19 protein-coding genes are annotated in these 24,851 nt (G+C 53.7%); 15 read left to right on the top strand and 4 right to left on the bottom strand.

The window, feature by feature from the left end; translation table 11 throughout:
• Position 1 precedes the first annotated feature (1 nt).
• Both J1779_RS17645 and J1779_RS17640 read right to left on the bottom strand, forming a co-directional pair.
• A complete protein-coding gene (locus J1779_RS17645) occupies positions 2 to 622 on the bottom strand; it encodes a DMSO/selenate family reductase complex B subunit (protein WP_217204398.1) in 621 nt (206 codons plus the stop codon).
• Entirely contained in the window at positions 619 to 3,000 is a 2,382-nt protein-coding gene (locus J1779_RS17640) for a DMSO/selenate family reductase complex A subunit (protein WP_217204397.1), read from the bottom strand. The genes J1779_RS17645 and J1779_RS17640 overlap by 4 nt, the downstream gene beginning before the upstream one ends.
• Before the next feature lie 348 nt (positions 3,001 to 3,348).
• On the opposite strand from J1779_RS17640, the gene J1779_RS17635 reads away from it, so the two are divergent.
• The 15 genes from J1779_RS17635 (at position 3,349) to J1779_RS17565 (ending at position 22,649) form a co-directional block, all read left to right on the top strand.
• Positions 3,349 to 4,806 carry a sugar porter family MFS transporter gene (locus J1779_RS17635; protein WP_082465760.1) on the top strand — a complete coding sequence of 486 codons (1,458 nt, stop codon included), beginning with the start codon at positions 3,349 to 3,351 and terminating at the stop codon, positions 4,804 to 4,806.
• Between the two features lie 239 nt (positions 4,807 to 5,045).
• Positions 5,046 to 7,556, top strand: a complete 2,511-nt coding sequence (locus J1779_RS17630; RefSeq protein WP_217204396.1) for a DUF2345 domain-containing protein — start codon at positions 5,046 to 5,048, stop codon at positions 7,554 to 7,556.
• Positions 7,556 to 9,658 (top strand): T6SS effector phospholipase Tle3 domain-containing protein, encoded by a 2,103-nt coding sequence (locus J1779_RS17625; RefSeq protein WP_217204395.1) that lies wholly within the window; start codon positions 7,556 to 7,558, stop codon positions 9,656 to 9,658. Before J1779_RS17630 ends, J1779_RS17625 begins: the two co-directional genes overlap by 1 nt.
• Positions 9,659 to 9,670: 12 nt before the next feature.
• Positions 9,671 to 10,411 carry a T6SS immunity protein Tli3 family protein gene (locus J1779_RS17620; protein ID WP_217204394.1) on the top strand — a complete coding sequence of 247 codons (741 nt, stop codon included), beginning with the start codon at positions 9,671 to 9,673 and terminating at the stop codon, positions 10,409 to 10,411.
• Positions 10,408 to 11,148, top strand: coding sequence for a T6SS immunity protein Tli3 family protein (locus J1779_RS17615; RefSeq protein WP_217204393.1), 741 nt, complete (start codon positions 10,408 to 10,410; stop codon positions 11,146 to 11,148). The genes J1779_RS17620 and J1779_RS17615 overlap by 4 nt, the downstream gene beginning before the upstream one ends.
• On the top strand, positions 11,145 to 11,894 hold the full coding sequence (locus tag J1779_RS17610; protein WP_217204392.1) for a T6SS immunity protein Tli3 family protein: 750 nt from the start codon (positions 11,145 to 11,147) through the stop codon (positions 11,892 to 11,894). The genes J1779_RS17615 and J1779_RS17610 overlap by 4 nt, the downstream gene beginning before the upstream one ends.
• A 133-nt stretch (positions 11,895 to 12,027) precedes the next feature.
• Positions 12,028 to 12,516 carry a hypothetical protein gene (locus tag J1779_RS17605; RefSeq protein WP_217204391.1) on the top strand — a complete coding sequence of 163 codons (489 nt, stop codon included), beginning with the start codon at positions 12,028 to 12,030 and terminating at the stop codon, positions 12,514 to 12,516.
• Positions 12,516 to 13,493, top strand: coding sequence for a YceK/YidQ family lipoprotein (locus J1779_RS17600; RefSeq protein ID WP_217204390.1), 978 nt, complete (start codon positions 12,516 to 12,518; stop codon positions 13,491 to 13,493). Before J1779_RS17605 ends, J1779_RS17600 begins: the two co-directional genes overlap by 1 nt.
• Before the next feature lie 17 nt (positions 13,494 to 13,510).
• The gene (locus J1779_RS17595; protein ID WP_121019871.1) at positions 13,511 to 13,765 is read left to right on the top strand and encodes a PAAR domain-containing protein; all 255 of its coding nucleotides are present in this window, start codon (positions 13,511 to 13,513) and stop codon (positions 13,763 to 13,765) included.
• Positions 13,762 to 15,177, top strand: a complete 1,416-nt coding sequence (locus J1779_RS17590) for a hypothetical protein (RefSeq protein WP_238485200.1) — start codon at positions 13,762 to 13,764, stop codon at positions 15,175 to 15,177. Before J1779_RS17595 ends, J1779_RS17590 begins: the two co-directional genes overlap by 4 nt.
• Complete coding sequence (locus J1779_RS17585) at positions 15,170 to 18,538, top strand: ImcF-related family protein (RefSeq protein WP_217204389.1); 3,369 nt, start codon at positions 15,170 to 15,172, stop codon at positions 18,536 to 18,538. The genes J1779_RS17590 and J1779_RS17585 overlap by 8 nt, the downstream gene beginning before the upstream one ends.
• The gene (tssJ, locus tag J1779_RS17580) at positions 18,525 to 19,058 is read left to right on the top strand and encodes a type VI secretion system lipoprotein TssJ (RefSeq protein WP_217204388.1); all 534 of its coding nucleotides are present in this window, start codon (positions 18,525 to 18,527) and stop codon (positions 19,056 to 19,058) included. Before J1779_RS17585 ends, tssJ begins: the two co-directional genes overlap by 14 nt.
• On the top strand, positions 19,058 to 20,833 hold the full coding sequence (tssF, locus tag J1779_RS17575; RefSeq protein WP_217204387.1) for a type VI secretion system baseplate subunit TssF: 1,776 nt from the start codon (positions 19,058 to 19,060) through the stop codon (positions 20,831 to 20,833). Before tssJ ends, tssF begins: the two co-directional genes overlap by 1 nt.
• Positions 20,797 to 21,855: a type VI secretion system baseplate subunit TssG gene (gene tssG / locus J1779_RS17570; protein WP_217204386.1), complete on the top strand. Its 1,059-nt coding sequence runs from the start codon at positions 20,797 to 20,799 to the stop codon at positions 21,853 to 21,855. Before tssF ends, tssG begins: the two co-directional genes overlap by 37 nt.
• Positions 21,856 to 21,971: 116 nt before the next feature.
• Entirely contained in the window at positions 21,972 to 22,649 is a 678-nt protein-coding gene (locus J1779_RS17565; protein WP_217204385.1) for a GntR family transcriptional regulator, read from the top strand.
• Between the two features lie 31 nt (positions 22,650 to 22,680).
• Here the strand turns inward: J1779_RS17565 and J1779_RS17560 are convergent, their stop codons facing one another.
• Both J1779_RS17560 and J1779_RS17555 read right to left on the bottom strand, forming a co-directional pair.
• Positions 22,681 to 23,322: a hypothetical protein gene (locus tag J1779_RS17560; RefSeq protein ID WP_136376957.1), complete on the bottom strand. Its 642-nt coding sequence runs from the start codon at positions 23,320 to 23,322 to the stop codon at positions 22,681 to 22,683.
• 255 nt (positions 23,323 to 23,577) lie between these two features.
• Positions 23,578 to 24,849, bottom strand: coding sequence for an aspartate aminotransferase family protein (locus tag J1779_RS17555; protein WP_217204384.1), 1,272 nt, complete (start codon positions 24,847 to 24,849; stop codon positions 23,578 to 23,580).
• Positions 24,850 to 24,851: the final 2 nt, after the last annotated feature.

Raw genomic sequence — 24,851 nt, 5'->3', positions numbered from 1 at the left:
ATTATAGACTCCCTTTTTCTGCACCCTGGTGCGGTTTGATGACCAGACTGGGGTGAGTCAGTGCGGAATCTGGCAGCCCCTGCACATCACAAAGACTGCCGTATTTCGCCCGTAATTCATCGATCGGGCCGAACTTGATCGCCCCCAGCGGACAGGTTGCGACGCACACCGGTTGTTGCCCGGCGGCCTGAAGATCGACGCAGAAATCGCATTTCGACATCTGCCCGGTCTGCTCATTGAGCTGCGGCGCGCCGTAAGGGCACGACCACGCGCAATATCCGCAGCCCACGCATTTGTCGGTATTCACCCGCACAATGCCGTCGCCGGGGCGTTTGTGCATGGCCGTCGTCGGACAGTTTTTGGTGCAAACCGGGTCTTTGCAGTGATTACAGGAAATAGACAGCGTGTAGGCGTACACGTTATTCGTCATTCCGCCCTGCCCTGTGGGGATAAAACCGCCGCCTTTCACTTCATAAACACGGCGAAAGCGTCTGCCGACGTCAAGATTGTTTTTATCTTTGCAGGCAACCTGACAGGCTTTGCAGCCGGAGCAACGGGAGGAATCAATAAAGAAACCGAGCTGACGGTCACTGACCGGTGGATAATCAATAAACTGACTCATGCCTTAACAACCTCCACAAGCATGGTTTGATGGGAATTCCCTTTCGCCAGCGCGGTAATACGCGCCGAACTGAGTACGTTGGCGCAACCACCGTGATCGACACCGCTGGCATCCGGCTGCCACCAGGCACCGGCCTGCATCGCCACCACGCCGGGCATGATCCGCTGGGTCACTTCCGCCGGAATTTGCGTCACGCCACGGTCGTTGTGGATCCGCACACTGTCGCCCTGCGCAATACCGCGACGCCGGGCATCCGCGGGATTGATCCACAGTTTTTGCGTCTGCACTTCCTGCAACCACGGGTTGGCATATTGCGTGGAGTTGGCGCGGTTTTTGCCTTTCCAGGTGATCAGCTGCAACGGGAATCGCGCCGCCAGCACATCCTCCGGCCCTTCGTGGGCGGGCACATAGTGCGACAGCGCCGGGATTTCCGGATGATGCATGTCATAAAGCCTGCGGGAGAAGATCTCGATTTTTCCGGAAGGTGTCTGGAAAGGATGATTTTTCGGATCGCGGATATTGTCTTCAAACGCCACGTACGGCGCGCTTTTGAACAGATGGCGGCGGGTCACCTGCAATTGTTCAAAGGTCGGCAGTGCCTCCTGTGGCATCGCCAGACGGGTATTTTCCCAGATATGCGCAATCCACTCTTTCTCGTTACGTCCCTGACTGAATTCCTTTTCAACACCCAGTTTCGCCGCCACCTCGCGCAACCAGTCGTAATCCGACCGGCTTTCAAATGGCGGCTCAATCAGTTTTTCAGACAGCATCAGGTAATTGCCGGTGCCCCAGGTTTCGCCGATATTCCAGCGTTCCATAAAGCTGGTTTCCGGCAGCAGCAGATCGACATATTTAGCGCTTGGCGTCAGGTACAGATCGCTGGCAACAATAAATTCAATTTTGGATTCATCCTCCAGTACCTTCACGGCCTGATGGATGTCCGGGTTCTGGTTAGCCAGATAATTTCCCGCCAGCGAGAAAAGTATGCGGATATTGCTGTCGAGCTTTTCGCCGCCGGTCAGCCCGTCCTGGGGCGTGACAAGGCTCGCGTCATCCGCTGCCTGCACCCAGTTCATCACCGAGATTTTCTGTTTTACCGGATTGTCGGGCATTTCCGGCCCTGTGGTGAATTTACGGTTGCCGATGCCGCCGTAACCGCCCGCCCAGCCGCCTTTGATCCCAACATTGCCGGTAATTGTGGCCAGCAGCGTGGAGCCGCGCGCGGTGCGTTCGCCGCAGTTATGCCGTTGCGGCCCCCAGCCCTGGATCAGCGCTGCCGGTTTGGTGGTTGCGTAATCCCGCGCCAGCTGGCGAATGGTCTGCGCCGGAACGTGGGTGATCACTTCGGCCCATTCAGGGGTTTTCACGATGCCGTCTTTTGCCCCGTTCAGATAGGACACCAGTGATTCGTTGGCAGGCACATCTTCAGGCATTGTGCTTTCGTCAAAGCCCAGCGTGTAGCGCTCAATGAAGGCTTTGTCATGCAGATTTTCGCTGATGATGACGTACATCATCGCGTCCATCAGCGCGTTATCGGTAGAAGGACGCAGCGGGATCCATTCATCCGCCAGCGAAGACGCGGTGTCTGAATAGCGCGGATCGACCACGATAAAACGCGTGCCCTTCTGCTTCATCTGCTGAAAATAGTGGTTGGTGTGCCCGAAAACGGTTTCTGCCGGGTTATGCCCCCACAGGATCACCAGCGGCGTATCGGCCAGCGTATCCAGCGTGTTACCGCTCGCCGCCGTGCCATAGGTATAAGGCGTCGCGGCACCGGTGTTGCCCATACTGACAGAATGGTAATAACCGAGATGGCCGCCGGTCAGATTCAGCAAGCGGCGGGCCATGGTGTCGCCGGAGAAGGTACCGCCGCTGACCGCCGTCCCGACATGGACGTAGCGCGATGACGGCCCGTATTTTTCGGTAATACGTTGCAGATTGTCGGCAATAAGCGTTGTCGCCTCGTCCCAGCTGATCCGCTCAAATTTGCCTTCGCCACGTTTGCCCACCCGCTTCATCGGATACTTTAAGCGATCAGGATGGTAGACGAATTTGCGATAACTCCGGCCACGGACGCAGGCGCGCATCACCGGCATGGCCGGGTCCAGCTCGGCATCAGGCCGCGTGGTGATCTGAATGACCGCACCGTCCTGCACGTGCGCGCGGATATCGCACTTCCCGCCGCAGTCGAAGGTGCTGCACGTCGGGACGACGTTGACCGCCGGAGAGGATAACTCAGAAGGAGTAACCGCAGCCTGACCGGCTGCGTGGCTGAATTTGAATCCGACCAGAGGAAGCGCAGCCACCATGCTGCTGATCTTGACGAAGTCGCGCCGGGTAACGTTTGACACTACGTCACAACTATCTTTATTTTTCATAACATTGGCTCAAAAAGGAAAAGATCATCCCACACTTAACGCAAATTCATCCTTGTGGGATGTCAAGCTAACGCACACTGATACTCACTTTTGAGTAAGAATATTGGTTCCATTATCTTTTCCTGCTGATGAACATTTTCGAGGGTGATTCTTTAATTTGAACCCATAATTTTGACGAATGTTTCATCACAAAAAAGTGACATCTTTGACCGCCCAAAAACCGCCAGCGACTCCCCGTTTTTATTCATTTCACCGGTTTCCTGCAAAATTCTGATTTTGAGTTAGATTTATAGCGTGTGATCTAAGTCACACAATAACCATAATAAAAGTATTGATTAGGGAGCGTCTGTGATTGAGAAAATAAACAGCGGCAGCGGGAATGAGGCGGCGAAAGCCTCGCAACCCACTGAACCACTGGTGAAAGTGATTGCCTTTATTGCCACATTAGGGGGGTTACTGTTTGGCTACGATACCGGCGTCATCGCCGGTGCATTGTTGTTCATGAAGCATGATCTGCATCTGACATCGTTAACGACCGGTATGGTCACCAGTTTCCTGATCCTCGGTTCGGCGGTGGGAGCCGTGTGTGCCGGGCGGGTTGCTGACCGGTTTGGGCGCAAGAAAATCATCCTCGCGATGGCGTTGATTTTCATGCTCGGCTCTCTGGGTTGCGCCATGGCGCCGAACGTGGTGTTGATGATTACCTTCCGCTTTATTCTGGGCCTGGCGGTGGGCGGTGCGGCGGCGATAGTGCCGATTTATATCGCAGAAATCGTACCCTCGAACCGCCGGTGGCAGTTTGTGACCTTGCAGGAACTGATGATCGTCTCCGGGCAGTTGATCGCCTACACCAGTAATGCGGCGATTAACGAAGTCTGGGGCGGAGAAACCACCTGGCGCTGGATGCTGGGTGTCGCCTGCGTGCCGGCGGTCATTTTGTGGGTCGGGATGCTGTTTCTGCCGGATACACCGCGCTGGTACGCCATGCATGGCCGCTATCGCGAAGCGCGTGACGTGCTGGAACGCACCCGTAAAGCGGGCAAAGTGGAGAAAGAACTGAGCGAAATCCGCAGCTCCATGAGTTCCAAAAGCGAGAAGCATTCCCGCCGCCAGAAAACCATTTCTGTGTGGATGAAGCGCCTGGTGTTTCTGGGGATTGGTATCGCCATGTTGCAACAACTTTCCGGCGTGAACACCATCATGTTCTACGCGCCGACCATGTTGCAGGCCACTGGGCTGAGCACCAACGCCTCGCTGCTCGCCACCATCGCCAACGGCGTAATCTCGGTGATCATGACGTTTGTCGGCATCATGCTGCTCAGCCGTTTTGGGCGCCGTCCGCTGCTGCTGACCGGTCAGATTGGTTGTACCTGCACCCTGCTGGCGATCGGCCTTATCACCTGGCTGATGCCGGAAACGGTAAATGGTCATCCGGATACCCTGCGCAGTTATCTGGTGCTGGGCGGCATGCTGGTGTTCCTGTGCTTCCAGCAGGGCGCGCTTTCGCCGGTGACCTGGCTGTTGCTGTCAGAAATGTTCCCGATGCGCATCCGCGGAATGGCTAACGGTGTTTCGGTATTTGCCATGCAAATGACCAACTTCTCCATCGCCTTTATGTTCCCGATCATGCTGGAATCCATAGGCCTGACGATGTCCTTCTTCTGCTTTGCCGCCATCGGCGTCGCAGGCGGGATATTTGCGATCATTTTCGCCCCGGAAACGCAGGGCAAAACGCTGGAGCAGATAGAGAAACATTTTAAAAAGAACTTACAGGACGAACCCGCACCAGAGGCGTCGGGCAGCTAATCCGTTTTTAGCGGCGCAGGGACGCGCCTTCCTATTTATAAAGTTTTTATTACGCACACATCTCCATTTATATCCCCTATCAATCAATGAAATCACCGCAACAAACTAATCTTTGCCACTCGTGATTTTCCGACTTTTCTTTCTATAAATTTCACTTAATGAAGCATATCATTCGCAGGGGACAAGGATTTTTGTCTATGCCGGGTTCAACATGAGTTGTTCAAAAGGGACTTAAAACAATGAGCATTCAGGATTACATTCTTGCAGGCACTCAATTACCGATCCACAACCATTACCAGTTAAGACTTAAACGGCTGGAATCTCAGCAGCCCGGCGTCGATATTTCGGTGCTTAAGTTCAGCGGCAGCGAGGCCATCAGCGATATTCTGCGCTATGAAATTGAGTTCACCAGCGCGGTGAAAGACATTCCCGCTCAGCACATCATCAATTATTCTGCCCTGTTCCTGATGTATCCCGACGGCAAGCCGTGGGAATCGGTTAAACCGCGTATTATTCCTGGTGTCATTACCCGGTTTCGTCAGTGTGGAACCTCTGCCGATGAAACCCGCTACGTCGCCACGCTGGAACACCGCGTCACCCGGTTAAATCAGGGCAGCAATAACGCGATTTACCAGAACGACAGCATCATCAGCATGACCGAAAACACCTTCCTGCGTTACAACATGGACCGGCTGGATTTTCGGTTTGCGCTCAATGATCAGTATCCGCTGAAAAAATTTATGATGCAGTTCGGCGAAAGCGAATACGCCCACATTGCGCGCCGCCTGGCAGACAGCGGTATCTCCTACTTCTTCGAATATGACGAAGAGAACAACTGCGACGTCATGGTGCTGGCCGACCATTCCTACGCCTGGCCTGAATCCGTTGCCATCCCGTTCCGCAACCCGGCGGGCATGTTCGACGGCGGCCTGGAATCAGTGTGGGAGATGTCGGTCAGCCGTAAATCTATCCCGAAATCTGTCACGGTTAACGACGACTATTACCCCGCGGCACAAAGCGATATGACCGGCACGACGGAAACCAATCCGGACTATCCGGCGCTGGTTGCCGAAGATTACCGCTGGGGTGAGTACTATCCCGAGCCGGGCAAGGAATACAGCAGCGATCCCGGACAGGGCATGTGGTACGCGAAGCGCCGTCAGGAACGTTACCTTAGTGAGCAAATCACCTTTGAGGGCAAGTCCAACTGCATGACGCTGCGTCCGTGGATGGTCATCACCACGCCCGGCAAAGACTGGCCTGAAGCGCCGGACGGCCTGCTGATAGTTTCCACGAACTCTACCAACGTCGCCCGCGATACGGCGTATTTCGTCACCTTCACCGCGGTTCCGCGTAATAGCCAACATCCGTATCGCCCTGCCTTGCTGCCGTGGCCGACCGTCACCGGCACGCTGCCTGCCCGCATCTCCAGCGCGCATCCGGACGAACCTTACGCCCACATCAACGCCGACGGTTTGTACCGCGCCCAGTTTGGCTTCGACCGCACCGAATGGCAGAAAGGCTTTGAGAGCTGCTGGCTGCGCCTGGCTAAACCCTATTCCGGTGATACCTACGGCTTCCATATGCCGCTGCTGGATTCCACCGGCGTGGCCATTGCGTTCGAAAATGGTGACGTTGACCGGCCTTATATCGCCTGTGCACTGCATGATTCAATGCACCCGGATCATGTGGCGTTACCCAACTACAAGCGGAACGTCATCCGCACTCCTTCTGGAAATAAGATTCGACTTGAGGATCAACGCGGCAAAGAACATATAAAAATCAGCACGGTACATTCAGGTAAGAGCCAGCTCAGTCTGGGACACCTGGTGGACAGTGCCAGAAAACAACGAGGTGAAGGCGCAGAATTGCGAACTGATGCCTATGTTGCCGTTCGCGGCGGTAAAGGCGTGCTGCTTTCTACCGAGCCGAAGAACAGTGCTCAGGGACAGCAACTGGATATGGATGCCGCCATTGCCCAGCTTGAAAAAGCCCTGGCTCTGGCCAAAACCCTGAAGAGTACCGCCGATATCGCTCAGGCGTCGCCGGCAGAAACCACCGATCAGGAGCGGCTCAAGACAGACCTCACCAAACTCGCTCAACCCGGCGTCGTCGTTTACGGCGATGCCGGAATTGCGCACACCACGCCGAAAACGATCCAACAAACTGCAGGGAAGAATCTGGTGGCCACCGCAGGCCAGGATGTCAGTTTCAGCGTATTCCGTCGTTTCTCGGTAGCCGCCGGGGAACTGTTCTCCGTATTTGCGAACAAGTTAGGCATCAAGCTCATCGCCGCTGCTGGAAAGGTGCAGCTACAGGCGCAAAAAGACCAGATGGAGCTGACCTCTTTTGAAGACATGCAGATCACCAGCACCAACGGCCGCATCGTGCTTAACGCCAAAAAAGAGCTGCTGCTGATGTGTGGCGGGGCTGGGATCCGCATTAAGGATGGAACGATCGAAGAGCTTGCTCCTACCCGTATTACCCAAAAGTCGCCGGTACTGGAGTATCAGGGTGGGGATAGCGTGAAGCAGGCGATGCCGTCATTTGAAAGCGGTGCATTTGAACTCAAATATCGGCTCCATTTTAATGGCGACCCAACGCACGTCATGAAAAATCAAAAATTCCGTATCCGTCGTCAGGACGGCTCTGTCACGGAAGGGGTCACTGATGAGCAGGGTGAATCGTCATTGTTACAAATGCATGAGCTGGAAAATGCAGTAATTGAGATTATCAAGGGAGTGAAATAATGGCGGCTAACAACATACGTACTCCAACAATCCTGTCAGAAGGTGATACCGGGCGTCCTAAAGGCTCCGGGCCAATGAGTGTGCAACTTTGTGGCGTGCAACCTCCGCTGCCCTGCATTGTGATTCTGGTACACGGCGTCAATGATGTAGGTGAGGCTTATGAAAATCAGGATAAAGGGCTTTGTTTGGGCTTAAACACTCGCCTCGGTCGCCAGGACATGCACGCGCATGACTGGAAAGTACAAGAGTTCAGCATTTCGGATACAGACGGCAATATCACAACAAAAACCTGTGCCGTGCAGGAGCAAACCTGCATTGGGGTAGTCAACCGCTCCCCCATTATTCCTTTTTATTGGGGATACAAGCCCGTTGATCATGATACCTGGAAAGCCGACCAGACTCGCTACAAAGCTGAACTTGCCAAAAAAGGCAATGATGCCGATTTACCCTATGATACCTATCGCGAATTCGATGCAACAAAAATTAAAAACCATGATGGAGAAAACACTGACAATCTAAACAACTGGTTAGATCCTTCTTCTGCTAAAGGGGGCGGTACGTTTGCCAACGCCACGACCAATATTCCTGATATGTTTGGCCCTGGTGGCCAGGGCATGATCATTGAGATGGTCGCCCGCCTCAAGTCGCGTGGGGGTATCATGAGCGATGAGGACTGGAGTCACCCTATTTATCAAAACCCGCACCGTATTTACCAGGCTTATGCCGCACGGAGACTGGCGGATTTGATCCTGGATATCAGGCGTAACCCAGACACCCGATATGACACTATAAATGTTGTGGCACACAGTCAGGGGACGATTATCACCATGTTGGCAAACATGTGGGTGGATGCTGAAGGCTTCGATCCTGCGGATTGTGTGATCCTCAATCACTCGCCTTATTCAATGGAAAACCGTTGGATGGAGAACATGTTGCCGGGGCATCAGCAAAGTGATGCCGCACGCCAGAAAACATTTGCACACTTTTGCCAACTGATGGCAAAAAATAGTCATTATCAGATGGGAAATGTCCCCCATACAGGCGACTACACTCAAAAACTCACAGACAGCGGTTGCCTGTCAAAAAATGCTCATAAGACGTTATGGAACGATCCCCTATACAGCCGTAATAACTTCGGCATGGTCTACAACTATTTCTGCCCGAACGATCAGGTCGTATCGATGACCCCTATCCAGGGATTTGGCTGGCGAGGTATCCCTGATGAAATGAAAACTAAAAATCAAATGGGTAACAACCTCTATCAGCGGGTATTTTGTAGAGATTATTGGGTCGGAGATAAAACCGGATTTCACTTTGAAATGCCAGCACGTAAGTCAGGAGACTCGCCCAATACAGGCTACTCATTTAAAGATGTGATTATTAATGCCCCCCTGCTGCCTACGCCATTCATTTTTGACCTTATGGGTAAAAGCAGTACCGGATATACAGACAAGTTAGGCGATAACGACAAACATATCGCTAAAGCAGCGATGAAAGCTGAAAGGCTTGTTCATAGCTCAATTGAAGTACCTAACAGCCCGCAATTCTGGAATTTGTTTGACCGCGACAATTTAAAACCAGGACAAATGATTGAAGTAAAAGCAAAATACCCGGAATGGGAAATTTTGCACGCTGAGGTATCTGGGAAGAGAGGTGAAGGACAAAACATAACATTAACTCGCAGGATGACAGAAAAAGAATTAAAGGCGGCAGCTGAGATTCCTTCAGTGTATAGCCAGCATTCGTCCATTGTTGCGAGTTTAAAAGCTCCGGCCTTGTCTATGGCCTACGATTTGGCGATAGGGAAATGTGAAGCATTTGAGGATCAGGAGTTTTGGGATCGATTGCTATTACGTGCTGATTGGAGAAGAGCAGAAAACCCGATAATTGAAGAAAAAAAATACTATCAAGACGGTATTCTGCCTCCCACTTTCAAACCCTTCATGAATAAACCTGAACGCCCTCATGCTATGCCATTGGGAACGAAAGGTGTTGTTAACGATTATGGAAACAGGCAAACGGTAAAACCAGGTAACCACCGTGATATAGAAAACCAAACTGTAGAAATTATGCAGTGGGATATGCCTAAGCCGCTTGTTTGACAAGGAAAGTAAATGAAACCGATTAAAATAATAGCAATAATAGTACTGGCGAATTTTGTTCATGCATGCAATGCAGCACCTCAGTCGCCTCCAACACAAGTAGTTTATCGTTTTGATAATCATCGCTATCTGGAGTTAGTAGGTTACAACTGCGAAGGCGCTCTGTGGTTTACCGATACAAAATTGGGGATTCATTCTCAAGTAGAGGAACAATTTTACAAAATTTTCACGAAACGTTATATCCATCCATCGGAAAGGTATGTAGCAATTACTGAATTCGAAGGGTCTGGGTTCTATATTTCCAAAGATTTTGGTCGTACATGGGATATGGCCAGTTACGCTCCTGGGGGAGGTGCAGTCAGATATGCTGATGATAAACCTCAAAGGGAAGATATCGAATCATTCACTGTAGTCAACGATCAGGGTTTTATGCTGACTAAAGCTGGTGATATTTACATGAGTTCCAAACCCTTTGATGACCCACGTCTCTCACCTGGCGGAAGCGGGATTGCATATACTTTTCTTGATCACCGCGGGAACTTAAAACAAGACCGGTTAATGCCAGGTAATTCTGGGTTAGATTGGGGCAGAGAGTATTTATCCTGGAATTCAGTCAATAGCCCTAAGCCCTGGGTTATCGATGCCTTTAAACCTAACTGGCAGAATATTCCTAATAAAGTCCCCGAAGTCAAAAACTATACCGGCTGGGATCATATGCGCTGTGACCCGAATTTAGGATTGGCTTCAAAATGATGCTTATTCAAAGAACTGGCATAGGCCTTATGGCGGGCTTAATCAGTGCATGTCAGGCCACACCTCAGTCCCCTCCAACGCAAGTTGTCTATCGATTTGATGATCACCGTTATCTTGAATTGAAAGGCTTCGAATGTGAAGGTGCTCTTTGGTTCAAAGATACTCGTAGGAATATTCATACTGAAATAACTTCCCAGTTTTACAGACTTTTTACCAAAACATATATTCATCCTTCCGAACGTTACATAGTTGTAGCTTACAACGATATTTCGGGTTTTTTAATCTCAAAAGACTATGGGGAAACTTGGGACAGGGCCCGGTTTTCTCCTGGCGGGGGTGCGAAAAGATACGGTTCTTCCGGTCCAACTAAAGACGAAGTTGAATCATTCACCGTCGTCAACGATCAGGGCTTTATGCTCACAAAAGCCGGTGATATCTACATGAGCTCTAAGCCCTTTGATGACCCACGTCTCTCACCTGGCGGAAGCGGGATTGCATATACTTTTCTTGATCACCGCGGGAACTTAAAACAAGACCGGTTAATGCCAGGTAATTCTGGGTTAGATTGGGGCAGAGAGTATTTATCCTGGAATTCAGTGAATAGCCCTAAACCCTGGGTTATCGATGCCTTTAAACCTAACTGGCAGAATATTCCTAATAAAGTCCCCGAAGTCAAAAACTATACCGGCTGGGATCATATGCGCTGTGACCCGAACTTAGGATTGGCTTCAAAATGATGCTTATTCAAAGAACTGGCATAGCCCTTATGGCGGGCTTAATCAGTGCATGTCAGGCCACACCTCAGTCCCCTCCAACACAGGTGGTATATCGATTTGACGACCATCGTTACTTAGAACTTGTGGGAAGTAATTGCGAGGGTGGTCTTAATTACATTGATACAAAGAAAAATATTCACAGTGAAATCTACGAAATATCAGATGGATATAGGATATTTACAAAAACGTTCATACACCCATCTGAACAATATATCGTCATACCGCAATATAACAGTACCAGTAGCTATTTGATTTCAAAAGACTATGGTCAGACATGGATGGGCGCACGCTACGCTCCTGGAGGGGGGGCAGAACGATACAAAGCGTCATACCCTGAATATCAATTTCTTAAGTCAATCACAGTTGTCAATAACCAGGGATTTGTCCTGACGACACAAGGTGATCTTTACATGAGCTCTAAGCCCTTTGATGACCCTCGCCTCTCACCTGGCGGAAGCGGGATTGCATTTACTTTTCGTGATCATCGCGGGAACTTAAAGCAAGACCGCTTAATGCCGGGTAATTCGGGATTAGATTGGGGCAGAGAGTATTTATCCTGGAATTCAGTGAATAGCCCTAAACCCTGGGTTATCGATGCCTTTAAACCTAACTGGCAGAATATTCCTAATAAAGTCCCCGAAGTCAAAAACTATACCGGCTGGGATCATATGCGCTGTGACCCGAACTTAGGAATTACAACGGAATGAAAGCTATAAATGAAATCAAGATTCGCCAGATGACGTGATGGGTGTGAATAAAACATGAACCTCGCTTCCCGCGAAAGTCATCGAAGCGTTAGGCAAAAAATAACATTTTTAGAGTCGTATAAGAGGGAACTAAATGAATTTCGCAAAATGGAAGTGTGCGCTACCTTTGATAGGATTACTTTTGGCGGGTTGTAATGCCTCATCCTTGCAATCTGTACAAGCCTGTCCTGATATTCAGGGGAGTTATAAGTTTGAAAATGTGGCAGATTTCTACATTCAGAAACAGACCAGTGGCGAGTATCTGGCGTTAATGATGTCAGAACAGCAGTCCCCTGAGTTTTTGCCAGTGGTAGTCCCGTCCAGGCAAGCGCTTAAAGATGAGAATTATTCTGAGTGTACAGTCATGATAAAAGGCCTCGGACTTCTTATGCCTTCAAACAAAAATGCTAAGTACAGTGTCAGTGCTGGCACACAAAATTATATGACAGAACAAAAAATCGATACCCCATTGGTCATTCTATACATGGCAGGATTCCAGTCCGCTGTTTTTGGTGTAGAGAAAATATCCAATAATCTCCCGCAGACGGTAACTACCACCTACGCTAACCGGGATAAATATTAATGAATCGTTCTAAGTTAGCATTACTAATTTTTGTAGCGATAAATTCACTGCTAATAAACGGTTGTGCATCTGTTATCGCACGCAATACTAACCTTGGAGCAACGCCGCCTGCAGTCTATCCTGGAGCTGCTTACGACATTGCTGTCATACCTTCCCCACTTTTTCCTTTAGCGCTGATTGATCTGCCTCTTTCTTTTGTCGCTGATACTCTTATGCTTCCAGTTGATATTTACCATTCAGCTAAACGCAGTTCAAATGCGCCTCAGGAAAGTGTATTAAAAGAAAAACAATCAAAAACAGGCGACATGTACTTAACAAATATGGAGAGCCAAAATTTTAAATCGGATGGTGCATCCCATGTAAAACAAGGTAATGATTTTTACACCAGCACATCTCCCAATTACGCAAAGGCATTCGAACTTTACGAGCAGGCGGCCAAGTTTAACGACGCAGCTGCGCAATTTAATCTCGGGAATGCTAATTATCTTGGCCGTGGCACACCAATCAATTATGAGGCTGCCTATAACTGGTATCTGAAATCAGCAAACTCCATTGACAACGATGACCCGTCCCCCTCGAATCTTAATCTCGGAAATATGTATTACAACGGTTTGTATGTGAAGAAAGATGACGTAAAAGCCATAGATTGGTATCTGAAAGCCTCAAAGTGTCGTCATCAAGATGGTCATAGCTTTACCTATTGTGATAGTGCATTGCAGGCCAGAATTTCCTTAGGTGACATTTATTACAATGGTACCGGAGTGGCAAAGGACAGTAAAACTGCGTATGCCTGGTATTCTTTGGCGAATTACTTGAATGTAAAAAGAGTTCCTCAGAAAGAGAAAGTCAGAAAAGAGCTTTCACATGACGATCTGATAGAGGCAAAACTTACGGCTAATAAATTAGCAGCTAAATATGGACTGGCTTACTTAGGTTCCATATTTACTGATTCCCAGATTGAATCCGATCTTTATTAAAGATAAAGGACTGTCTTATGAAAGGTGTCATTCGCTTAGGCGATCCCCATACGCACGGTGGCAAAGTCAGCTCAGCGTCAGGTGCCATCTTTGAGGGTAAACCGGTGATGTTAGCCGGTGATACCGTCAGCTGTTCTCAACATGGCACCGTGCCTGTGAATCAGGGGCATCCGACCTGGAAAATGAACGGCAAAGCTGTGATTGTTGACGGTTGTGTTGCGCAGTGTGGTTGCACTCTCAAAACAACCCTGCCGAACGCCGGAGCGCAATGATGAACTGGAGCCTCCCGGATATGGATCGCAAAACCCTGTCCAAACTTCCTGCCTGGTGGTGGTGGCTGGCGTTACCGCCAGCATGTGTCGCACTCGCTGCTATCGCGTTGTTTTTCACCTGGCCGGTTCAGCGTGGATTTACCAATCTGCGATTCTGGTTCTGGCTGTTACTGTTGCCGGTGTTGGTCTCCACTGCGGTGATGACCTTTGTGCTCAGTGCTGCATTGCAGGCACGTCGTCAGACTGACTGGCGGCATCTGTTTATTGACCGCAAATATGCCCACTGGCAGCACTGGGGACGCCGGTGTCTGCGGCTGGTAGCATTTCACTGCCTGACGCCGGAACCGGATATCGCCAGCCGGGAACTGGGTCTGGAGGGTCAGCCGCCGCAGGCCCCGGCGAAACCGGCAGAAATCACCCCCGTTCAACCCTTGCAGTTGGGCGAGTCCCCATTGAAAGATATTCTCTCCCAGACGCTCAAGCCGCTGTCTGAGACATTGCGTGCGCAGTCTTCTATAGAAATATGGTTGTATACAAATACGCCGGAAGAACAGGCCATAAACGCGGTCGAACAGTACTGGTCTGCCAAATTAAAAAAACGCCTGCCCACTGAGAACATCCACTGGCAGAGCATTGCCCCGGACGCCGCCTTGGTGGACAACTGGTGTGATGAAGACATTTCCATCCCGCGTCTGGTGATTGCCCTGCATTTGCTTGACGGCAAAAGTCTGGCCAGTGCCAGCAGCTCCGCCCTGCTCTTCCAGAGGTCTTCCGGGCCGGTGATAAAAGCCCCGCCTTTCCGCCCGGTATACCTGTTCCGCCCGCTGGTGACACAGTCGCACGACCTCGATGCGGACTTCCCGCGATTTCTTGCCGCCGGTCAAACCGAGGCCAAACGTCTGAGCCATTTGTGGGATGCCGGGTTGCACAGCCGGGAGCGCGGCGCCCTGCTGGCCTTACTGGATGAACACGACGTGATGCTGCCGGCCCAGGGGCGTCACGATCTGTCCCTGTTACTAGGCCCTGCGAGCCCGGCCTCCTTCTGGCTTGCCCTGTGCCTCGCGGCGCAGGGATGCGATTTAGGCCAGCGCGGCCAGCTGGTCGCCGCACAGTCCGGGGAGTCCATCAGCCTGGTTCAGCTCAGCACCCAGCCTGCTGCTCCCGTGGACATGCCTGTCGATACGATTTCACGCTATCCGCTGGCCTATCTGGCGGGAATTGTGGCTGTGATGCTGGCCCTGATATTACTCCCCGCCGACCGTGATACGCAGATGGGCATGCTGCCCTGGCTGGGCGGCGGGCTGATGGTGGTCGCGGCCTTACTGAGTTTCTCTGTCCCTCTGGCACTGCGCTTATGGCGTAAGCGGCTCGATGTGGAATGGCACCTGCTGGAACAACAACGTCATGACTAAAAGCCTTCATCTGATGCTGGTGGTGATGCTCGCCCTGGCACTGAGCCTCTTGTGGCTGAACGCGGACGGGGAAACCCTCACCCACAGCGTGGCCTGGTGGGCAACCGGCGTCATCCTGCTGGGCTATTTTCTGCTGGCCCGCTACGCCTTCGCCTTGGAATTGCTCGATTTTAACCGCCCGCCCGAGGCACAGGACGACGCGCGCATCACGGCGTTTGATACCCTGCGTTTCACCCTGCGTCACCGCTATGGCTGGCACTGGAAGCACAAACAGCCGTGGCTTTTGGTCACCGGTGAGGCGGCGGTGGTGGAGAAAATCGCCCCCGGCCTGACGCAGGCGTTCTGGCAGGAAAGCCAGAATGCCGTCCTTATCTGGTGTGGCGAGGCCGATGCGCTGGATTTGGCCGCCGTGACGCAGCTGCGCGACATGCGCGGACGCCGCGCCTTTAACGCCGTGCTGTGGGTCACCGATGTGACGGCTGAACCACAATACCAGTGGACTACGCAGCCGGTGCCTAATCAGACGCTGCCGGCGGGCAACAGCGACGCCGTCTATCGGCAGTTTATCGCGCTCGGGCGCACCCTCAGCTGGCGTCCGCCGGTGTTTGGCGTGTGCCTGAGTGAACCGCAGTGGGAACAGGACGACCGCCCGGTGCAGAGTATCGGCTGTCACTGGCCGGCTGGCACGCCGGTCTCACTTGATGACCAGCTAAGTCAGCTTGCCGCCACGCTCATTCCACAGGGCATTGCGCAGCTGAACGAGAACAAACACTGGGCCTGGCTGCTGCAGCTGTCAGGGGATCTGAAACACCACACCGGCGCGTTGCTCAGGCAGCGTTTTCAGCCGTGGCTCGGTGAGCATCAGCGCGTGCTGGCCAGCGGCATCTTCTTTATGCCTGCTGCCCCTGAATCGGCTTCTGTTCAGCAACACTCCCACGCCTGCTATTTATCCCCCGCCTGGAACGGCGTTATCGCGCAAAGCCGGACGCAGCAGGGTCGCCGCGACCATCTTTCCACCGGTGACAAGCTGGCCATCGGCACGCTGATGCTGGCGGGGCTGTGGGTGCTCGGCATGGGAATATCTGCCTGTGCCAACCGCACGCTTATCGCCGACAGCCAGGCGCTGCTGCAGGCGACCCGCACGCCGGCCCCGATGTCCGACACTCTGACCCGCAGCGTCGCCCTGCAGGACAACATTGACCGCCTGCTGTGGTGGCAACAAAACGGTTCGCCGTGGCTGCACCGCTTCGGCCTCGATCAGCGCGATGCGGTGATCAACGCACTGTGGCCCGCCTATACACGGCAAAGTCAGGCAATGCTGATAACGCCTATGGTTAACGCGCTGAAAGACCGGCTGCAGGCGTTTGTGTCACTGCCGCCGGGCTCTGCCGAACGACGTCTGGCCGGGAAAGTGGCCTATCAGCAACTAAAAGCCTACCTGATGCTGCTGCATCCTGAACACGCCGATCCGGCCTTTATGCAGCCGGTGCTGTCTCCTCTGTGGACGGCGCAGGGCGGCGTGGCGCCCGGAGAATGGCTGGCCCGTTCGGACAAGCTGCTCGGCTTTTACCTGCAGCAGCTGCCGCGCCATCCGCAGTGGAAGTTGCCTGCCGATGACCAACTGGTGGCCAACGTGCGTACCATCCTGCGCAGCCAGAAAGGTATCAGTAACAGCGAAAACGCGCTGTATCAGCAGGTGTTGCTGAGTGTGTCGCCGCACTATGCCGACGTCACGCTCGACAGCCTGCTTGGAGAGTCTGCCGGCGGTCAGCTGTTCTGCACCGATAACACCCTGCCCGGCATGTTCACCCGTGAAGCCTGGGAGGGGGAAGTCAGCGACGCGATGGATAAAGCGGCGGCGGCACGCCACGTCACCTCCGACTGGGTGCTGGATGATAAAGGCGAACAGCAGCTGCTGACCAAAGACCAGCTGCAGTTCCGCCTGACCGAACGCTACTTTGCCGATTACACCAGTGCCTGGCTTAATTTCCTCAACAGCATCCGCTGGAACACCAGCGACTCGCTGAGCACCTCCCTCGATCAGCTGACCCGGCTGGCCGATGCCCGTCAGTCACCGCTGCTGGCCCTGAGCCGCACCCTGCGCTATCAGGGCGCCGCCGGTCAGCACCGCGAAGCGATGGGGGATTCCCTGCTGAAATCGGCGCAAAAACTGGTGTCGAAAACCACGCCGGACGTCGGATTTGCCGGCGGGCGCAATGACCCGACCCGCGTGCTGAGCGAGACCTTCGCCCCGCTGCTGGCCGTGTTACCGCCGGAGAGCCCGGCGGCAGGTGAAACGCAGACTACGCAAAACACCGCCGGCGTTTCCCTCAGCAACTACCTGCTGCAGGTGTCACAAACGCGATTACAGCTGATGCAGGTGGCCAATGCCTCCGACCCGCAGGCGATGGCACAAAGCCTGGTCAAATCTGCCTTCAGCAACGTTGACACCACGCTGTCGCAGGGGCGCCACTACGCACAGCTTCTGGCGGCCAGCCTTGGCGGAGAGTGGAGCAGCTTTGCCGATGCCGCGTTTATTCAGCCGCTGGAACAGGCGTGGAACGGCGTGATGGCTCCGGCGCAGCACGGGATCAACAATGCATGGCAGGTACAGGTGCAGAACCCGTGGCAGGCCGAATTTACCGGACGCTACCCGTTCGATAACACCAAAAATGATGCCGACTTCACTCAGCTGGCTCACTACCTGACGCCGGATACCGGCCTGATTGACCAGTTTATTACCCAGCAACTGGCCGGCGTGCTGGAAAAACAGGGTGACAGCTGGGTACCTAATCCGCTCAACACCCAGGGAATGAGTATCAACCCGGACTTCCTCAGCGCGGTTAACCAGCTTAGCCAGCTCGGCCGCCGCGTCTTCCCGCAGGGTAAACCCGGCGTGACCTTTGAGCTGCAGATCCGCCCAACCCGCAACGTGGTAGAAACTGACCTGCAGATAGACGACGCCACCCTGAAGTACTTTAACCAGCTGCCGGGCTGGCAGACGTTCCGCTGGCCAGACGCCGCAAGCTTACACCCGCAGGTGTCCCTGACGTACTCACCGGTCGCGGCATCAGGGAAAAGCGCCGACACCTTCCAGAGCTATTTTCAGGCGGACGGCGGCTGGGCCTGGCTGCGTTTACTCGATAAGGCGCAGGTTGAACAGCTCGACAGCAGCCGCTATCGCCTGAGCTGGCAAACCGCCACCAAAGAGACGCTGAACGTGGTGTTACGCACTCAAAGCGGCGGCGGCCCGCTGGAACTGCTCGCCCTGCGCCGCTTTAAACTGCCGGCCCAAATATTTACCTCTCCGGGCATGGCCACGGACAATGCGGAGGACACAACGCGCCATGACGCCCAATAATTTCCAGCGAGTAAGACGCGGCACCGTGCTGTTATTACTGCCCTTACTGATAAGCAGCTGCGGCCTGACGCAGCGCGTGGGAAACGGCGCTTCTGCGGTCGCAGATGCCGTGCTCTACCGTAAAATAGACATCTTGCATCTGAAGCTGACCTCCCGCGCCGCGCTCAACAGCAATGAAGGCGGCGAGGCGCTGCCGACGGTGGTTCGCGTTTATCAGCTCAAAGATCGTAAAACCTTTGATACGGCCAGCTACGCCGCCCTGCTCAAACAGGACAACACCGTGCTGGCCGCTGACCTGCTCGACCGGCAGGTTGTCCAGGTGATGCCGGATGCAGAGGCGACGGTGGCCGTGCCGCTGGATGCCGACGCACAGTTTGTCGCCGTGGTGGCCTTCTTTATGGCACCGGATGTCACAAACAACACCTGGCGGCTGGTTCTCGAACGCAATGACCTCGATGACAGTAAAGACCGGATCGTTGAGCTCAATGACAACCGGCTGCAGCTCAGGAAAAATCAGTAATGGAAGACAATTTCTTAAAATATTTTGACGGCGAAATGCGCTATCTGAAGGAAGCCGGGCTGGAGTTTGCGAAAGAATTCCCGGAGCTGGGACGTGCTTTAGGCCTGGACTGCAGTCCGGTCCCCCGCGATGACTCCGTCGAGCGGCTGTTTCAGGGGTTTTCGCTGATGATGGCAAAACTGCGGCAGAAAATTGACGATGACATTCCCGAGCTGACCGAGCCGCTGCTTTCGCACCTGCTGCCGGTGATCAACCGCACCCTGCCCTCAACGGCCATCGTCGAACTGACACCGGCCGCGCCGGATCTGCATGTGCGGAAAGAGCTGTTACCCGCTGAAAGCGAGCTCTTTACACAACAGCTCGGCAATGATCGCCAGCGTTGTGCGTATCGCACAGTACGGGATGTGGAAATCCATCCATTTTCGCTGGAAACCGTCTCGTTATTCACCCTGCAGGAAGGCCAGCAGGCACTACGGCTGCGGTTCTCACTTCCCGCACTGATTGAAATTCGCCCCGCCGACTGGCAGAACATCAGCCTGTATCTCAACGGCGATCGCGTGCTGCAGTCGGCGCTGTATCTGGCCCTCAGCCGTCAGGTGAAGCGGGTGAACGTGCGGTTCTGGCAGGAATCCACTGAGCTGACGCCGGTAGATGTGCAGTTTGTGCCACGCTGGCAGGCAGAAAACGACGCCTCAATCTGGCCGGAGAGCGACAGCCCGGCACTGTGCGGAGAGGTGCGCCCATGGCTGGAATATTTCACTTCACCGGCGCGTTATTTCTTTATGCAGCTGCGCGGGCTCGAGGCCCTGACCTTCCCGCCGGACACCACATCCTTTGATATCGAGGTGACGCTCAGCGAACGCTGGCCATACGATCTGGCCGTGCCGCCGGACGCCATCCGCATGCACTGTGTGCCGGTGATTAACCTGTTCCGCCTGCTGGCCCAGCCGCTGAGCGTAACCACCGCGGTCAGCGATTACCGCCTGCGGCCGCACCGGCTCAGCGACGGCCATACCGAGATTTATGCGGTCAATGACGTGGCAGAGGTCGCCGAAGACAACGCTGAATTCAGCTACGTGCCCTACAGCCAGTTTCGTCAGAAAGGCGGCATGCTGAAATACGCTAAAAACTGGCCCGACCGTTATTACCACACCCGCATGTACCGCGGAACGTCCGGACTGAACGAGACCATTCTAATGCTCGGGGGACGCACTCATGAAGAGCAGAATGGCCTGAAAATGCGGCTGAACATGACCTGCACCAACGGCGCCTGGCCGCGCATGGCGTTGCAGGAGAGCGTTTTCGACGGCGAAACCGCCCTGGGTAATCTTGAACTGAAGTGTTCAACCCGCTTGCGTCCCACTATGCCGCATTACCCGCCGACCGCTGAACTTTATCAGTGGCAGGTGCTGTCTCTGCTGCATCCGCAGGCCATCGCCGGTCTGATGGAAATCGACACGCTGCGTCACGCGCTCAGCCTGCTGGACTGGACGCATGACCCGGACAACGCGCGGCGTATTGCGGGCATTACGCACGTTGAATATAAGCCGTCTCACTACCCTGCCGAAGGCTGGCACGGCGTGGCCATCCGCGTGACATTGGATGAACATCAGTTCTGTGGTTCGGGCGATGCCCTGCTGTTTTGCGAAATTCTGGAGCAGTTCTACACCCAGTACGCCGATATCCGCCGGTTCATTCAGCTGACGGTGACGCTCAGTCAGTCCGGGACACAATGGGCATGGCCGGAACGACGCTTAACCCGGATTTTATTCTGATGATGAAAGATAACGAAAAGCGCCTGAAAGAATTCTGGCAAGACAGTGAAGGCAACGACCGGGCGCATGCGTTTAACTTCTACCGTTTCTGCCAGCTGCTGGAGAAACAGCTCTCGGATAACAAACCGATCGGCAGCACCTTTTCGCCGAAAAACGACGCGGTGCGTTTTCGTCCGCATCCGGGGATGGGTTTTCCGGTCAGCGAGCTAAAAGCGGTGGAGACGAATGCGGAACGCCCGGACGCGCCGCCGACGGTGCGCACCACCTTTATGGGACTGTACGGCGTGGATTCGCCGCTCCCGACCAGTTATATCGATGACATCACCCAGCGGCGCGAAGGCCATGAAGCGATGGAAGCCTTTTTAGACATCTTCAACCATCGGATGATGACGCAGTTCTACCGCATCTGGCGAAAGTACAATTATCCCGCCACCTTTGAAGACGGCGGTACAGACAAAACGTCGCGCAGCCTGATGGCCCTGACCGGCATCACCGACAGCGGCGACGTGCCCGCCTCGCGGTTACTGGCGTTACTTCAACCGCTGGTCAGAACCACCCGCACAGCGGAAGGCATAGTCAGCGTGATCCGCACGCAGGCTCCCAACACTCGCGTCATTGTTAAACCGCATAAGGTCACGCGGATGCCCGCCGGAAAACGGGCAAGGTTCTCTTTTTCAGAACAACAACGGCTGGGGGATCATCTGGTACTTGGCAGCATGTCATCCGATGCCAACTACTGCATTGGCGTGGAGATGTTTACAGAAGATCCGGCGGAAGCCAAAAGCTGGTTACCCGGCGGCCAACTGCGGGAGGATGTGTTTACACTACTACGCGTGTACCTGGGGTGTGATTATGACGCCAGCCTGACACTCACTATTCCCATGGAACTGGCTCCGTTGCCACGTCTCGGCGACCCTTGGTTACTGATGGGATATAACGTCGTAATGGGTTTACGTGAGGATAATCTGGAAGAAATGCCTGAGCGGGTGAAAATGAAACTGGGGCAAATCCGCAGTAAATAGGTGATGAGGCAGAAGCTGCCTCACATCCATCACATTTGATGCATCATGTTGTATACTCATCGCCGACGGTTTCTCCTCTATTCCGGGTGCGCGCACTCTATTGCTACGGTGAACATTTGAATTATCCCATCAGCTCGATTAACCACGCCTACCTGGGCAGCAGCGTGTATGCCACGCTGCGCGAAGCCCTGATTACCGGCCGTCTGAAACCTAACGATCGTCTGCGCATCCGCGAACTGGCTGAGCAGGTGGGCACCAGCGTCACGCCGGTGCGTGATGCGATTTTACAGCTGGCAAAAGAGCAGGCGCTGGAAATGCGCACGCCAAAAGATATCCGCGTGCCGCAGCTTGATGAGCAGCAATATCATGAAATTCGTACGTTGCGCCTCGAGCTCGAAGGCCTCGGCGCGGAGAAAGCGGCGCAGTCGGTGACCGGCTATGAGTTAGCGCGCATTACGCAAAACATTGAGGCCAACCGCAACGCCATCAGCAACGAAGATTTACCCGAAGCCCTGCGCCTCAACAGCGAGTTTCATCTGATGCTGGCAGAAAGTGCGCGGATGCCGTTGCTGAGTAATTTTATCGATAGCTTATGGATGCGCACCGGCCCGTTGATTGCTCAGGCTTACGCCCATTTTTCCCAGCGTATGGCTATCGAGCATCATCAGGAGATTTTGCTGGCGTTGCGTAAAGGTGATGGCGCGGCGGCGAAACGGGCGATTCAGGAAGATATTCTCGACGGCAGCCAGAAAATGGTCGAATTCCTGGCGGCCAGTCGTGAAGGGTTTGAGTAAAAGCACCGCGATCAGCGAGCTGATTTAGCGGTTACAACAGATCTCCGTAAGGCATGTGGTGCTCGGAAAGCATTCCTGTGAGCACCACATTGGCGGTACGCGTACCCTGTAAACGGTCATACATTTTGTACATTTTCTGCAAACCATTATCGACGGCGTGGATCACCGTTGGCGTAAACACATCCTCATTCCAGCGAATTATCATTCCCCCTGTATTTGGGTCGAAAATAAAGATTTCATCGCCGGTACCATAAAATGCGATGCCCATATGATTCATCGGATATGTGCTGCGTTTTAAATAGGCGCAATTATCTCTGCGCTTGTTAATCTCTCCGACAGATAAAACCAGTAATACCAGACCACATCCCCTTACGAAGGGTTTCTCGGGAAGAATACATCGTGAATATTGGCTTTGCAGATGGAAAATTCTTTGGCGAAAATCCTGAAACCCTGGTGGGACGGTATTATCTAAAATATTCCCCGACGCCCGTACCGCACTCAGATACTCCTCAGCGTAATCAAACACTTGCCTGGGAGTCAGGGATGTGTCTGCCCCGTCAGCGCAATCAAGAATATGCGACACCAGAGCCACACTGAGCCCACAGCAAAATCCCCCCTGAGTTTGTAATTCGGACTGACGGCAACGAAAACGATTAAACTCCTGAACAGACATTTCTCTCTCCTTTTAAAAATATACATTCACACAATTATTTTTATTCATTGGCAACATAGCTAAAACATATAGCTAAATAAGAAAAACTGAATAAGGAATACTTCATTAACTTATTCCAGAGAATTTATTATACAGAAAATAATGGAATTATTATTTTCATCTCAGATATTTTTTGAGACAGATCCCGCACAGGGAATAATGAATGAGTTGACGAACTCATCCATTTTAACTTTTCCCGAACGTTGCAAAGGCGACTTATTGCGCAGGATCATGGGCGGCTTCCCCGAGTACCTCTGCCAGCGTTTCCAGCAGCAGCGCCGCGTGCTCCGGTTGAAAGACCAGCGGCGGACGTATTTTCAGTACGTTGGCCGACGGGCCGGTAGCACTGATTAAAATCTGTTTACGACGCATCGCGTTGACCACGTACGCGGCCTGATCCGGTGCCGGGGTGTTGCGCTGATCGCTCACCAGTTCCACGCCGATGAACAGCCCCTCGCCACGCACATCGCCGATCACCGGATAACGCGCTGCCAGTTTTTGCAATCCTTCACGCAACAATGCGCCGGTTGTCTGCGCGTTTTGCTGCAGCGCCTCGCGCCGTAACACCTGCAAAACCGCATGCGCCGCCCGGCATGACACCGGATTGCCGCCGAAGGTGTTGAAATAACGCTGACGACGGCCAAACTCCGCGAACAGTTCCGGTCGGCCAACCAATCCGGCCACCGGATGCCCGTTACCCATCGGTTTGCCGAGGCTAACCAGATCGGGAAGCACGCCGTAGCGGGCAAATCCCCAGCGCGAACTGCCGGTGCGGCCAAAGCCCGGCTGGACCTCATCGGCGATGAATAATCCTCCGGCGGCGCGCACCTGTGCCACAGCGCGCTGTATCTCCTGCGGCGGCGGACTGAATATTCCGTCGCTGGAAAAAATGGTGTCCAGCAGCAACGCCGCCGGTTTTACGCCGGCCTGCTTCATTTCCTCCAGCGCCCTTTCCACACCCGCGCCGAACGCGCCCGGATGACGGAAGGTGTCAGGCGCGTCGATCAGCCAGACAGTGTTTCCCTGCATAAATCCTTCGCCGAGCGAAGGCGACAGCTCAGCCAGCGCGCTGGTGACGCCGTGATACGCCCAGCGGGTCACCAGAATGCCCTGCCCGCCGGTGACCAGTCGTGCAACGCGCAGCGCCAGATCGTTGGCTTCGCTGCCGGTGCAGGTCATGGTCAGGCTGCGCAACTCTGGCGGAAACTCGGTCAGAAAATCTTCGGCAAACTCGACGATGGCATCACTCAGATAGCGGGTATGTGTGTTGAGCTGCGCGGCCTGTGCCGCAATCGCCTCAACCACCGCCGGATGACAATGCCCCACCGACGCCACGTTATTATACGCATCGAGATAACGACGGCCTTCGCTGTCATACAGCCAGACCCCCTCTGCACGCACCACGTGCAGCGGCTCCTGATAAAACAAACGATAACCGCCGCCAAGCCACTGCTGGCGGCCTTCTGAAACCTGTTGCTGAGTCAGCATCC

Source organism: Rahnella rivi (assembly GCF_019049655.1).
Classification (GTDB): Bacteria; Pseudomonadota; Gammaproteobacteria; order Enterobacterales; family Enterobacteriaceae; genus Rahnella; species Rahnella rivi.
The sequence above is the reverse complement of the archived record's forward strand: the minus strand, read 5'-3'. Positions and strand labels throughout refer to the sequence as shown.

What these genes read in the sequence shown, in the direction of transcription:
- J1779_RS17645 (WP_217204398.1), bottom strand. Translation starts at nt 622, where the DNA reads ATGAGTCAGTTTATTGATTATCCACCGGTCAGTGACCGTCAGCTCGGT.
- J1779_RS17640 (WP_217204397.1), bottom strand. Translation starts at nt 3,000, where the DNA reads ATGAAAAATAAAGATAGTTGTGACGTAGTGTCAAACGTTACCCGGCGC.
- J1779_RS17630 (WP_217204396.1), top strand. Translation starts at nt 5,046, where the DNA reads ATGAGCATTCAGGATTACATTCTTGCAGGCACTCAATTACCGATCCAC.
- J1779_RS17625 (WP_217204395.1), top strand. Translation starts at nt 7,556, where the DNA reads ATGGCGGCTAACAACATACGTACTCCAACAATCCTGTCAGAAGGTGAT.
- J1779_RS17620 (WP_217204394.1), top strand. Translation starts at nt 9,671, where the DNA reads ATGAAACCGATTAAAATAATAGCAATAATAGTACTGGCGAATTTTGTT.
- J1779_RS17615 (WP_217204393.1), top strand. Translation starts at nt 10,408, where the DNA reads ATGATGCTTATTCAAAGAACTGGCATAGGCCTTATGGCGGGCTTAATC.
- J1779_RS17610 (WP_217204392.1), top strand. Translation starts at nt 11,145, where the DNA reads ATGATGCTTATTCAAAGAACTGGCATAGCCCTTATGGCGGGCTTAATC.
- J1779_RS17605 (WP_217204391.1), top strand. Translation starts at nt 12,028, where the DNA reads ATGAATTTCGCAAAATGGAAGTGTGCGCTACCTTTGATAGGATTACTT.
- J1779_RS17600 (WP_217204390.1), top strand. Translation starts at nt 12,516, where the DNA reads ATGAATCGTTCTAAGTTAGCATTACTAATTTTTGTAGCGATAAATTCA.
- J1779_RS17595 (WP_121019871.1), top strand. Translation starts at nt 13,511, where the DNA reads ATGAAAGGTGTCATTCGCTTAGGCGATCCCCATACGCACGGTGGCAAA.
- J1779_RS17590 (WP_238485200.1), top strand. Translation starts at nt 13,762, where the DNA reads ATGATGAACTGGAGCCTCCCGGATATGGATCGCAAAACCCTGTCCAAA.
- J1779_RS17585 (WP_217204389.1), top strand. Translation starts at nt 15,170, where the DNA reads ATGACTAAAAGCCTTCATCTGATGCTGGTGGTGATGCTCGCCCTGGCA.
- tssJ (WP_217204388.1), top strand. Translation starts at nt 18,525, where the DNA reads ATGACGCCCAATAATTTCCAGCGAGTAAGACGCGGCACCGTGCTGTTA.
- tssF (WP_217204387.1), top strand. Translation starts at nt 19,058, where the DNA reads ATGGAAGACAATTTCTTAAAATATTTTGACGGCGAAATGCGCTATCTG.
- tssG (WP_217204386.1), top strand. Translation starts at nt 20,797, where the DNA reads ATGGCCGGAACGACGCTTAACCCGGATTTTATTCTGATGATGAAAGAT.
- J1779_RS17560 (WP_136376957.1), bottom strand. Translation starts at nt 23,322, where the DNA reads ATGTCTGTTCAGGAGTTTAATCGTTTTCGTTGCCGTCAGTCCGAATTA.
- J1779_RS17555 (WP_217204384.1), bottom strand. Translation starts at nt 24,849, where the DNA reads ATGCTGACTCAGCAACAGGTTTCAGAAGGCCGCCAGCAGTGGCTTGGC.